This window comes from Blastocatellia bacterium (assembly GCA_016713405.1).
Taxonomy (GTDB): domain Bacteria; phylum Acidobacteriota; class Blastocatellia; order Chloracidobacteriales; family JADJPF01; genus JADJPF01.
Window position 1 is genome coordinate 368,527 of sequence record JADJPF010000020.1, and the last position, 12,950, is coordinate 381,476.

Consider the following 12,950-nt stretch of genomic DNA (forward strand, 5'->3'; position numbering starts at 1 on the left):
GGCTGGTATTGCAAGGTTTTCCAGACTTTACTTACCATATATTAACAATAGAGATTATTTAGTAAAGCAAGCAAGTGTTGGACTACAAATCATTGAAATTGCTCCATTGTAACATATAATTTTTACTAGAAAAGAGCATTTTCTAATTAGAAAAAAGATTTATTTAATCTGTTAATTTCAACTCTTGTTTGGCAAAACTTAGAAGCAAAAATGAAACAAAATTTTTCTTTGAGAGTTATATAAATTGACCATTTTTCTTTAATTTTGACTAAAATAAATAAAATTTTTACCGAGGGTTTAACTATGTATCGTCTAACAGTCAGACAATTAATCTTACTTTCAGTTATTTCCGCAGTACTGGCTGGTGGTATTGTTGCTATTTATGATCGTTATTGGCGTTTTGCCTTATCTACTGCTAGTACCAATACAGAAATTACTTCAACACCAATTGATACAGAAACTCCTAAAATAGCAAAAACAGATGCTTTTTCCTTAGATGAACAAAATAATATACAGGTTTATGACAATATTAGCCCAGGGGTAGTTAATATTACTAGTACTGCCTACCTAGAAGATTTTTGGGGTAATGAAGTTGAAGCCCAGCAAGGAACAGGATCCGGTTCTATTATTGATAAAAAAGGACATATCTTAACTAATGTACATGTAATTAAAGATGCTCAAGAGTTAACTGTAACTTTAGCTGATAAAAGCACTTACAAAGCAAAGGTAATAGGTAAAGATCCAGACAATGATTTAGCTGTAATAAAGATAGATGCTCCTATAGAAAAACTTCATGTTGTTCCTTTAGGTAATTCTCAAGAACTTCGTATTGGTCAAAAAGTATTAGCTATAGGTAATCCTTTTGGATTAGATCGAACTTTAACACGTGGAATTATTTCTGGCCTTGGTCGTCCACTAAAAACTGCTAATGGTCGTACAGTAGATAATGTAATACAAACAGATGCTTCTATTAACCCTGGTAATTCTGGCGGGCCTCTACTTAATGCTAATGGGGAAATGATAGGGGTAAACACAGCTATTTATAGCCCTTCTGGTGGATCAGTTGGAATTGGTTTTGCGGTTCCAGTAGATATTGCTAAACGAGTAATACCAGAATTAATTAATTATGGGCAAGTCTTAAGACCTTGGCTAGCAGTTGCAACCCGTTCAATTACCCCACAGCTTGCTAATGCAATAGATTTAGGAGTAAAAGAAGGTTTAATTATTACAGCCGTTTTACCTGAAGGCCCAGCAGGTCGTGCAGGCATTCGTGGGAGTGATAGACTAGTACGACGGGCCAATATGTACCATTTAGAAGCAGATGTGTTAACTAAAGTAGGCAATTACCCCATAAAGAATGAAGAAGATCTTTATCGTGCATTAAATAACTTTAAACCTACAGACACAGTTCAAGTTGAAGTTTATCGAGACGGTCAACCTATCCAAATCACTATTAAACTTGAACCTAAGCCAAAGGCATATAATCGATAGTTTGGCTACTAAATGAAAGGAATAAAAACCGCAACTGGATAAGAAGAAACTAGATGAGTGTGAAAGAAACAACTAGTGTAAATGTATTAAGGGTAATGATGTTTTATTTTCCAAAAACATCATTTAGATACTATGCACTACTAGCATTAAAAGAAGTAATGAAATTAGAGGATGCTAAAGAAGTTTGGAGCAAAACTTTAGCACAACAGAGAAAATTAGCATTAAAACGCCCATACTACTCACTAGGTACAAATCATTTACTACGTTATATGGAATGGGATTGTGCTTTGTATCTTGCAGCACAAGAGCAAGGCATTGCACAATCTTCTGCTAAAGAACTTATTGAGAAGATAAATTGGTCTATATTTGGCCCTGCAAATAAAGCTGTTTTTTATATATCACGTCTTCGTAGCAGTCAATTGTTGACTAGGATTGATTGGATAATTAGTTTAATGTTTTTACTTATCTTTACGGCACCTTTTAAGTATCATAAACACAGTAATTCTAATGAGGTAGCCTTTGATGTAACTTTATGCCCACTAGCAAATTACTTTAAAGAACAAAATGTTGTTGAGTTAACCGCTTCTGCTGCCTGTTCTCTTGATAATCATATGGCGAATTTATGGGGGGTTACTCTTACTCGTCCTCAAACTATTGCACAAAATCAGCCATTTTGTGAGTTTCATTTTCAGCCAAAACTTGTAAAACTAGAATCAGCCAAGCAAAAATAAGAGCTAGTACTATAGTAGGCTTAGTGATATTAAATTAAATCAAAAAGGCAACCCACGAAGGTTGCCTTTTTTGTTAAATAATTTGTTTTTCTACAAAATTATTCTGTTGTTAAGCCAGGAATATTTGGTAGTAAACGAGTTCCTGTTGTAGGAGCTTGATGGCTAATTAAAGCCTTAGCTTGTTTAACTACATCATCAACAGTAAATCCAAAGTGTTTAAGTAATTCTTTTAGTGGGGCTGACGCACCAAATTCTCGACGAGCAATAACAGCACCTTCAAAACCAACATAACGCCGCCAACCAATAGATGTACCTGCCTCAACAGCTACACGAGCGCGACAGCTTGAAGGTAATACTTCTTCACGGTAAGAATCAGATTCTTCTTCAAATAATTCCCATGAAGGCATACTAACTACACGAGCGCGAACACCTTCAGCAATGAGTTTTTCATATGCTCCAACACACCATTGAACTTCTGAACCTGTACCAATCAAAATAACTTCGGGTGTGCCTTCACAATCAGCTAAAATATAAGCTCCACGATGAACACCTTTAGCTGAACCAAACTTGCTACGATCATAAGTTGGTAGAGCTTGACGGCTAAGGATTAAAGCTACTGGACGGTGATTATTGTTCATAATATAACGCCAGGATTCTGTTACTTCATTAGCATCTGCTGGGCGTAAGACAACTATATAAGGAATTGCACGGATAGAAGCTAGTTGTTCAATAGGTTGGTGTGTTGGGCCATCTTCGCCTACACCAATAGAATCATGTGTATAAATATAAGTAACAGGCAGTTCCATTAAAGCAGACAGTCTCATTGTAGGACGTGAATAGTCTGAGAAGATTAAAAATCCTGCTCCGTAAGGTCTTAATTTAGAAAGAGCCATTCCATTAAGAGTTGATCCCATTGCATGCTCACGTACTCCAAAATGGAAGTTACGACCGCCATAACTTTCTTTTTGGAACTCGCCGCCATCAGGAATACGGGTTTTAGTTGATGGAGCAAGGTCAGCAGCACCACCTAAAAACCAAGGTACTGCTTTAGCAACTGCGGCTAAAACTTTAGAAGAAGATTCACGGCTAGCTAAACCTTTAGGATCAGCAGGAAATTCTGGTAAATTAGCATCCCAATTTTCTGGAAGTCCTCCAGCTTGCATGGTTTCCCATTCTTTAGCTAGTTCTGGATATTCTTGGGCATAAGCAGCAAACTTAGCCTTCCACGCTTCTTCTTGTTCTTGACCGCGGTTAATACACATATTGGTAAAGTCATGAACGCGATCTGGTACAAGGAATTTTTCTTCTTCAGGCCAGCCATAGCGACGCTTGGTTAATCTAATCTCTTCATCTCCAAGCGGTTCACCGTGTGCGCCGTGAGTGTCTTGTTTGTTGGGTGCGCCCCAGGCAATGTGACTATCAACAATTATTAAAGTTGGACGTTCTTTTTCCTTGTCAGCTAAGGTTAATGCCTTAGCAAGCATTTCTGTGTCATTAGCATCACTTACACGTAAAACATTCCAATGATAAGCCATAAAACGTGCGCCAACATCTTCAGTAAATGCTAATGCTGTATTGCCTTCAATGGTAATGTGGTTATTATCATAAATCCAAACAATATTTGAGAGTCCTAAGTGACCAGCTAAAGAAGCTGCTTCACTAGAAACACCTTCCATCATACAGCCATCACCAGCAATAGCAAAAATCTTATAATTAACAATTTCATGACCGGGGCGATTAAAATGGCTAGCTAACCAGCGTTGGGCAATTCCCATACCAACGGAATTTGCTACACCTTGACCAAGTGGGCCTGTAGTAGTTTCTACACCTGGGGTTAAGTGATATTCCGGGTGGCCTGGGGTTTTACTATCCCACTGCCGGAAGTTTTTTAATTCTTCGAGAGGCAAATCATACCCAGAAATATGTAGCACGCTATAAAGCAACATAGAAGCATGACCAGCAGAAAGCACAAAGCGATCCCGATTGGGCCAATGTGGGTTTCTGGGGTTAAAGTGCATAAATTGGTTAAATAAAGTGTATGCTACAGGTGCTAATGCCATAGGGGTGCCTGGATGACCAGAATTGGCTTTTTGTACACCGTCCATTGCTAGGGTACGAATTGTTGTTATACAAAGCTCATCTAGAGACATTTTATCAAGACTCATTAAAAAATAGCTCCTTCCGTGGGTGTTTTTAATATGCTTTTCTATCAAGGATTTAGAGACTTACCTGGCGCGAACTATAACACACCAAATGGGTAAAAACAACCAAATGGGAACTACTTCTTAGATGTTTTCGAGATAGGTATCTTAACCAGCAAAGAGCTAAATATTTGTTAAAGTGTCACTAAGAAAAGTGTCATAATCAACCATATTTTCTAAACACTAACCATAATAATCTTTAGCAAAATGGAGGAATGGTTATGTTAAAAACTTGTCTTATTTGCCAATACAACCTCAAAGAAGAACTAAAATCTTGCCCTCAATGCGGTGTTCGATTTGATGAAAATATCTTACAAGAAGTAAATTCCATTAATTATCTACTTAGGGAAGTTCCAGCCTGGCGAAGTAACAAATTAATTGAACCTTGGGTTGAACAAGAACTCTTTCGCTTTTATGGTGGCCGTCGTCATAGCTTGATACAATCTATCTTGCCACAAATCTCATCCATCGAAGTAAATATAACTACTCCTGAACTATCACCTAATACATTTTTAGTTAAATCTCAACAACCTACTTCTGATAATGTTAGTTTAATTAATGATATTACGACTGATAACACTAGTAATATTTTAATCACAGAAAATAGTAAGTTAAATCAAGTAAGTGAAATAAATACCGCAAATAACATAAGTATGGAAGCATTACAAGATATAGCTGTTAGAAATGTTAAAAATGTCAAAGCTACTAATGTTGTTGCTAGTAATTCTAATGAAGCAAATATTTCACATAACAAATCCTTTAATTTTGTTCCATCTCCCCTACCTGAAGCAAAAAAGCCTTTAGGAGAAATAGTAGCAGAAAACATCAACACTATTTTTGCTGTTAGTGCAGCCTTGTTTGTTGGTGGAGTTGCTCTTTACTATAGAAATGAAATATATCGTGGACTTACTCAGCCCATAGTTCAAGCTGTTATCTTGATGTTAGTTACACTTGCTAGCTTAGTGACTGGGACTGTGCTAGTACGTAAAACTGCTGAACATGTTGCAGGCCGTGCTTTAAGTTTAACAGGTGCTTTACTTGTGCCAATAAATCCTTGGTTTTTGGTTCATTCTAATTTAATTACTGACACTGGACGAGGTTGGGTTTTAGGGCTGGCTTGTACTTTTCTTTATGGCTCAATAGCCTATTTTTTAAGAGATAGCTTGTTTGTTTATTTAAGCTTAGTAACAGGGCTTATTACTAGCTGGGTTTTAGCTTATAAATTTGCAGGAAACGTTGCATCTACTAGTACTTATGCTGTTGTTTTAATGGTTTATAGCATTATCTGTTTATTTGCTGAACAACATTTTAAGCTTGCTAGCACAGAAACAGAGTTTTCAAGAGAAAAAATAGGTCGTCCATTCTTTCATTTTGCCCAAGTTGGTATAGCCTTAACCTTACTGTTTTATACTCCATTAATAGATTTACTTCCAAAAGAATTTATTGCTACTAAAAAGCATTTTGACCCGAGTTATAGTAGTCTGATGACGGTTTGGTTAGCCCTGGCCGCTGCTTTTGCTTATAGTTATTCGGCTGTAGTGCGTCGAGCTAGCTACTTTGTTTACCTTGCTATAGCGGCTCTTTATTGGTCAGAAATCTCTTTATTTATCCATCTAAAAAGCTCTATAAGTAATTTCTATTTAGCAATTGCTGGGACTACTTTGCTTTTAGGGGTAGTTGGACAAAAAGCAAACTTAGAAGAATTTTATAGTAAGCCAATAAGTCTATTTACTAGAGCAGTTGGAGAGATTTATTTAGTAATTGGTGTTGTCTATTTACTTTTTGCTATTTCTGCTAGTTGGACAACAATTTTGGCTTTTGTTTTAGTAGCCATAATGTTTCAAGCAAAATTAAATAACTTATCAAGCGAGCAAATAACTTATAGAGTCGCTCTTTTATCTTTAGTTGCTTATATTTTATCTTTGACCAACTTAGCCTTGGACAAAGATATTTTCTTGATTCTACAGCCAAGTATTGCTGTTGTAGCACTAGTGTTAAGTTCTAGGTTAGAAAAAACTAATCAAAGTTCTTTAAGTCAGGCTTGGCAAAAAATTTCTTTGCTGATAGTGACAATTTCAATTTATAAACTTGCTCAAATGTCTATTAGCAAAGACTTTGATTATTTAACCTTAGCAATTTTTTGGCTAGAAATAGCATTGATTTTTGCTGCTCTTAGCTATCAACTTAAGGAAGAAAGCTACAAGATTTTACCAGCAATCTTTTCAACTAGCTTAGGAACTATTGCTTATGGTTTAGTATTAGCCAAATATAATTATTTAGATCGTAAAGAAGCCCTTGTCGCCTTTGCCCTACTAGCTTTTATTTATTTTGCAGTTTCTCAAACAACAATTTTATGGCAAGCAATAAAAGACGCTTTTTCTTATTTATCTGTATTTTTAAGCTTTGCCCTGTTACTTTGCTGTTCTTGGTTAACTTTAGAGCTAGTTATAGAAAACAAAACCTCTGTTTTTGCTGCTCCTATAGCTCTAACTCTAGCTTTAATCGGTGCAAAAGAGTTTTTGCATTTAAAGGAACAAAAACATCTATTAAATTCAATCTTGCTAGGTGTAATTGGAATACTATTTGTACCTAATCTATTAGCAATACTTAGTATTACTAGTCATAGATCATTGTTTTTTGCTTTAACTACCTTGGCAATCGGTTATTTAATTATTGCTAAACTAGAAAAACGCCAAATAGACAAAGAAATTTATGCTACTTTTGAAGTTTTAGCTAATCTAGTAATAGTAATCAGTGGACTAGGATTTTTAGCTATTGGATATAATTTCTACACTGACCAATTTTCATTTTTTACAACTCTAGGATTTTTGCAAATAGTTCTATTTTATGGACTTGGAACTTATTTAAGTAATGATCAAAAACTTTCCCAAGCCTATAGCCATTTTACTTTTAGCCTTTTGCTTGTAACAACTTGTCTTTTTGGAAATTATTGTGGACTAAGAAATTGGGGAGATTTAGCCGCAATTCTTATGCCTGTTCTAATGCTTTATTTAGTGGCAGATGCTTTCTTAAGTAAAACTAAATTTGTTGGAGCAAGTGCAGTTGCTCAATTTGCACAACCTCTAGTAATAGCCTTAGGCTTATGGTCAGGACTTTTTAGAACTACAACTCATATTGCTACAGCCTTCTTTTTTGCAGAAATCGCTGCTTTTTATCTTTTAGCTACAATAATTAGAAAAGAAGTCGTTAATTTTTATGTTGCTCAAGTAGCTATAGTTATTACTTCGTGGAAATTACTACAATATGTCAACGTTGAAACTAGCTATTTTATGATATTTTATGCAATCTATGGTGCAGCACTGTTTTATATAGAAAATAAGACTAAGGCTGCATACCAATGGCTTAATCTAGCAATAAGCAATTCTGCTAGTGGAGTGTTAGCTTTTACTTTACTTGGGATAACATTTCAAAGTTTATTTTCATTAGAATTAAATGATCCTAATTTGACACCTTATCTAGTGTCTTTACTATTAATTATAGGGATTTTTGCATTACTTTCTACTAAACTTGAAAACCAGGCTCTTAAGCAATTTTACAAAATATCTACATTCTATTTAGGTGGACTAACTTACTTAACCCTAGGTGTTAGACTAGGTTATGACCTTTTAACACAAACTGAATTTTATAGCTTACCTATTGGAGCATTAATTTTATGGGCAGGCTACTCAGCTAAAAAGAAATCTGAGAAAATTGGCGATTTTTGGCTAGCCCTAGGTGCTTTACTTTGGGTATTACCAACAATGCTTCATGTAATGGGCTACCGTTTTATTACTCGGCAACCTGCTTTAGAATATGATTTTACTTTATTATTATGTTCTTTAGCATTAATTTTAGGTGGCATTTTACTACAAATTAAAACACCTGTTATGATTGGTGGAGCAAGCTTTCTAACAGCAATAGCAATAATAGTTTTTAGCGTGGTTCAATGGGAACAACAATGGCTATCTGTAGTTATGATTTTACTAGCAATAATCGTTTTTGTTTCAGCCTGGGCTATACATTATCGCTATAAACATCATCAATCAACAGAGTCAACTCATATAAATTGACGCAGGTCTGATAATGACAAACGGGAAAAGTAAAGCTCCTTTTAGTTCTAAGTTATATTTACCTAAGCTAGATAAAGAACCTAAAACTATTTTTGAATATTTAATAACTAGATTTCCACATCTTGAAGCTGAAATTTTAGCTTCAAGAATTGAGGAAAAAGAACTTTTTCTTGATGACAATAGCGCGATAACTTTATCAACTCCTTACAAAGCAGGACTTACAATTTTTTATCATCGCGCGACTGATAAAGAAGAAATAATCCCATTTCAAGAACAAGTTATTTTTGAAAATGATGAAATTTTGGTAGTTGATAAGCCGCCTTTTCTTCCCGTCACCCCATCAGGAAAGTATGTTAATGAATGTTTGTTATCTCGTTTAATACATAAATATGATTATAAAGAACTTACTCCAATTCATCGCATTGATCTTGAAACTTCTGGACTAGTATTATTTTCTAAAAATAATCAGACTAGACATTTATATCATCAACTATTTCAAACTAGACAAGTTGTTAAACAGTACTATGCAGTTTGTCAGCTTAACGATTGCAAAAAATTGGAAATTGGCAACAAGTGGACGATTGCAAACCGAATTGCAACAGGCGAGCCTTGGTATAGAATGAAAATTGTTGAAGGTGAGGCAAACGCTACTACAGAAGTACAACTAATTGATTATAAAGAAGAAAAAGCTCTCTTTTTATTAACTCCAATTACAGGAAAAAAGCATCAATTAAGACTTCATTTAACAAGTTTAGGGTTTAATATCTTAAATGATTTGCTTTATCCAGAAATAATAAAAAACACTAATTTAGATTACTCTAAAGTTTTGCAACTACTAGCCTACCATTTATCATTTAAAGATCCTTTAATAAATCAGGAAATTAAATTTTTTTCAAATCAAAAACTAAACTGGTAAAAATTATTTATAAATCTACTTGTTTTTCTAATCTAAAGTTGTAGTATTGGTTACTTCGTTTTGAGATTTCTTATCAAATATAATTTTTATTGACTAGCAATATTACTCTATCTGTTTAGTAATATTAATGTGTGGAAAGGTCTAAGTTAATGAGAAATAAAAGTTTATTGTTACTACTATTTTGTTTGATTTATTCTTTTACTTACATTTCTGTTTTAGCACAAAGTGGTTCAACTACAGCTAGCGTTGTTGGAACGGTCAAAGATCCACAAAAGGCATTGATAGCAGGTGCAACAGTCACCCTTACAAGAATAGAAACAAATTCTGTTCGCACTTTTGAAACAAATCAAGAAGGAGTATTTCAACAAGTTCAATTGCCTCCTGGTAGTTATGAAATGACTGTATCTGCACCAGGTTATAAACAAATTAAAACCAAATTTGAAATTAGCATTGGCTCAACTATTTTGTCAGAAGTTGAATTACCATTAGATAATGCCACAAATGAGGTTATAGAAGTTAGGGCCGATAATATTTTTAGTGAAGTAAAAACAGAAAGTAGTAATAATAATGATCTTTCTCGAATCAGCGGACTACCAATAAACCGAAGAGATTTTTTAGATTTTGCATTAACTTCTCCAAGAGTAGTTTTTGATCGTGTTCCAAATCAAGGAATTTTTTCTACATCAGGACTTTCATTTAATGGTCAATCGGGTAGATTCAATAATATTACTATTGATGGCCTAGATAACAATGATGTTAATCAAGGTGCTGTAAGAGCAACATTTAGTCAGGAAGCTGTACAAGAATTTCAAGTTGTGTCTGATGGCTATTCTGCCGAATTTGGCCGCGCTTTAGCTGGAATAGTTAATATTGTAACTAAAACTGGTGGAAATGATTTTCATGGAAGTTTATTTTTCTTAAATCGTAATGATGAAATTAGTGCGCGAAATACTTTTGATAAACTTCGCTCTCCTTATTCTCAATACCAATTTGGAGCTACTTTAGGTGGGCCAATAAAACGTGATAGAGCCTTTTTCTTTAGTTCTTTTGAACGCTTAACCATTAAGCAAAATAACATTGTTACTATTTCTGACGACACAGTTCGAGCAGGACGTAACTTAAATTACTTTTTAGGTAATGGCAATCAACCTTTTTCTGTTGGAACTACTTCTTTTTTAGGTCGTGTAGATGTTCGAGTTAATGAAAACGATACATTTTGGGTTCGATATAATAATAGTTATACTTATGATGGTGGATTTGAACCCTTTGGAGATTTAAGAGATAGAACTAGTGGCGGTATCTTAAATGTAGATGATAATACAGTTGCTTTTAATAATACTTATGTTAGTGCAGCACTTAACTTAGTTAATGAAACTAGGTTTCTTTATAGTCGGCGTAATCAAGGGACTTTACCTGTTAGTGATGATGCAGGAGTACAGCTACTTACCCCTGAAGGAAATGTTTCTTTTGGGCATAATAATTTTGTTCCTGAGTTTAACTCACAGCGAGTTTATCAAATATTAAACAATGTTTCGTTAACTAGAGGAAGGCATCAAATTAAATTTGGAGCAGATTTTACTTCTATAAGAAGATTGCCTCAAAGCGAACCAGCTTTATTTCCTGATGGTTTTGGAGTATTTACTAACTTAGATTTTTCTGTGCTTTTAGGTATGCCGGGACTACCTTCTTTAACAGGTCTTCAAAGCTTTGATCCAAGTTTACGTACACCAGAACAGCAAGCTTTTCTTACCTTTTTATCATCAGCTATACCAGGGCTTCCATCAGGACTAAATCTTGCTCAACAATCCATTCCTATAACTTTTTTACAAGGTTTTGGTGATAGAGCTATAGAAGTAACACCTAAGCTTTTTTCTACATTTGTTCAAGATGATATTCGAGTAAAACAAAACCTAATAGTCAAACTTGGCCTACGTTATGATATTACTAGAGTTAATTTTACTCCTAGTAACAATGGTAATTTTAGCCCTCGTATTTCAATAGCTTATAAGCCAACAAAATTACCTCGTGTAAATGTTCGCGCTTCTTATGGTTTGTTTTTTGCTTTGCCTTTTACTAGAGCAACCGTTAGTTCTCGATCTAGTCAAATTGGCTCAAGCCTTTTGTTTGTTCCTTTTCCTTTTTCTGCGCTCCCTTTCTCTTTACCAAAACATAAATTTGCTTCAATAGATCAAGTACCTCCAAATCTTTCTGTTATCCCTCAACTTAGTTTGTCTACACAATACCAAAAAGACTTAAAGAGCAGTTACTCACAACAAATTACACTAGGTGTTGACTATCTAGTTGCTAATAATACAGTAGTTGCTCTTTCTTATAATTTTGTTAGAGGTATTAGGCTATTTTCATTACGTGATATAAATCCCGTAGTAAATCCAGTACCAGGTGATCCACTAACAAGTATGATTGTTGGCCGAATAGATAAGACTCGGGGTTCTGTACTACAATTTGAATCGGCTTTTGATAGTTATTATCATGCTTTTTCAATAGGAATTAATCGCAGTTTTACTAAAAATTTAAATTTCCTGGCTCACTACACTTTTTCTAAAGGCATAGATAATGTTGCAGACTTTAATTCTGTAGTGACAGATAGAGCTAATGATCCGCTAACACCTGGTAATGAAAGAGGTCTTTCACTTCAAGATATACGTAACCGTTTTGTACTATCAAGTATTTGGAAATTGGATTATACCCAAAATCCATACTTAAAGGATTTTGAACTTTCAACAATTATTAGTCTTAATACAGGTCGTCCATACAATTTGCTAGCAGGAGTGGATCTTAATCAAAATGGTGATGGTGGTCTTTCAGATCGTCCAACGGCTTTGGGCCGCAATACGGGTCTAACACCAGGCTTTGCAACTATTGATATGCGCTTAACACGAAAAATAACTTTTAATGAAAAATATCAGCTTCAAGCCTTTGTTGAAGGTTTTAATATGTTTAACCGAGTCAACATTAACCCTAATTCCATTGATCGTACTTTTCCACCAAATGCCCAAGGCGGCTTTAATCTACCACCGCAGGAAGATGGCCGGTTTATTGTTACTCCAGACAGATTTCGAGGAGCTTTTGCACCTCGTCAATTTCAATTTGGGTTTCGCTTTGCTTTCTAAAAAGCTTCTAAATACACTGTAAACTAAATATTCTGATATTTTAATCTTAAGCCCCAACGGGGCGACAGATATGTAGCGTAGGGTGCAAGCCCTACGTATGATAATGTAATACTCTCAAAAGCCCCAACGGGGCGACAGAGTATTTTCTTAGCATTAAAAGACTATGTCGCCCTTACAGGGCTTAAAGAAACCTAACTATTATGTCCTAGGGTTGAAACCCTAGGCTACAGTTATATCGCCCCTCTGGGGCTTAAGAGTTAAGAATATAAAATTGCTATATTACTTAGTTTACAATGTACTAAACAGTCTCTAACAGGTAAGCAAATTTTTCTAGTCTAGCAATAAGATGTTGGACTAGAAAAATTTAGGAAAATAAGAAATTTTGTTTCTTTAATAGAAAAATAAATCTG

Annotated in this window: 6 protein-coding genes; 5 read left to right on the forward strand and 1 reads right to left on the reverse strand. The window is 34.8% G+C overall.

Annotation, left to right across the window (positions count from 1 at the left end; genetic code table 11):
• Nucleotides 1-303: 303 nt before the first annotated feature.
• Nucleotides 304-1,491: a trypsin-like peptidase domain-containing protein gene (locus IPK14_19975; protein MBK7995565.1), complete on the forward strand. Its 1,188-nt coding sequence runs from the start codon at nucleotides 304-306 to the stop codon at nucleotides 1,489-1,491.
• Between the two features lie 53 nt (nucleotides 1,492-1,544).
• The gene (locus IPK14_19980) at nucleotides 1,545-2,222 is read left to right on the forward strand and encodes an L-2-amino-thiazoline-4-carboxylic acid hydrolase (protein ID MBK7995566.1); all 678 of its coding nucleotides are present in this window, start codon (nucleotides 1,545-1,547) and stop codon (nucleotides 2,220-2,222) included.
• 98 nt (nucleotides 2,223-2,320) lie between these two features.
• Here the strand turns inward: IPK14_19980 and tkt are convergent, their stop codons facing one another.
• Entirely contained in the window at nucleotides 2,321-4,387 is a 2,067-nt protein-coding gene (tkt, locus tag IPK14_19985; protein ID MBK7995567.1) for a transketolase, read from the reverse strand.
• A 257-nt stretch (nucleotides 4,388-4,644) separates the two neighbouring features.
• Between tkt and IPK14_19990 the strand changes: the two genes are divergently transcribed.
• The 3 genes from IPK14_19990 to IPK14_20000 all read left to right on the forward strand — a co-directional run bounded on the left by IPK14_19990 (nucleotide 4,645) and on the right by IPK14_20000 (nucleotide 12,540).
• The gene (locus tag IPK14_19990; GenBank protein MBK7995568.1) at nucleotides 4,645-8,493 is read left to right on the forward strand and encodes a hypothetical protein; all 3,849 of its coding nucleotides are present in this window, start codon (nucleotides 4,645-4,647) and stop codon (nucleotides 8,491-8,493) included.
• Between the two features lie 13 nt (nucleotides 8,494-8,506).
• Nucleotides 8,507-9,409, forward strand: a complete 903-nt coding sequence (locus tag IPK14_19995; GenBank protein MBK7995569.1) for a pseudouridine synthase — start codon at nucleotides 8,507-8,509, stop codon at nucleotides 9,407-9,409.
• Between the two features lie 149 nt (nucleotides 9,410-9,558).
• Nucleotides 9,559-12,540 carry a TonB-dependent receptor gene (locus IPK14_20000; protein MBK7995570.1) on the forward strand — a complete coding sequence of 994 codons (2,982 nt, stop codon included), beginning with the start codon at nucleotides 9,559-9,561 and terminating at the stop codon, nucleotides 12,538-12,540.
• The last annotated feature ends 410 nt before the right edge of the window (nucleotides 12,541-12,950 follow it).

Bases quoted from the DNA above. Each gene is read 5' to 3' on its own strand.
- IPK14_19990 (MBK7995568.1), top strand. From the start codon at position 4,645: ATGTTAAAAACTTGTCTTATTTGCCAATACAACCTCAAAGAAGAACTA.
- IPK14_19995 (MBK7995569.1), top strand. From the start codon at position 8,507: ATGACAAACGGGAAAAGTAAAGCTCCTTTTAGTTCTAAGTTATATTTA.
- IPK14_19980 (MBK7995566.1), top strand. From the start codon at position 1,545: ATGAGTGTGAAAGAAACAACTAGTGTAAATGTATTAAGGGTAATGATG.
- tkt (MBK7995567.1), bottom strand. From the start codon at position 4,387: ATGAGTCTTGATAAAATGTCTCTAGATGAGCTTTGTATAACAACAATT.
- IPK14_20000 (MBK7995570.1), top strand. From the start codon at position 9,559: ATGAGAAATAAAAGTTTATTGTTACTACTATTTTGTTTGATTTATTCT.
- IPK14_19975 (MBK7995565.1), top strand. From the start codon at position 304: ATGTATCGTCTAACAGTCAGACAATTAATCTTACTTTCAGTTATTTCC.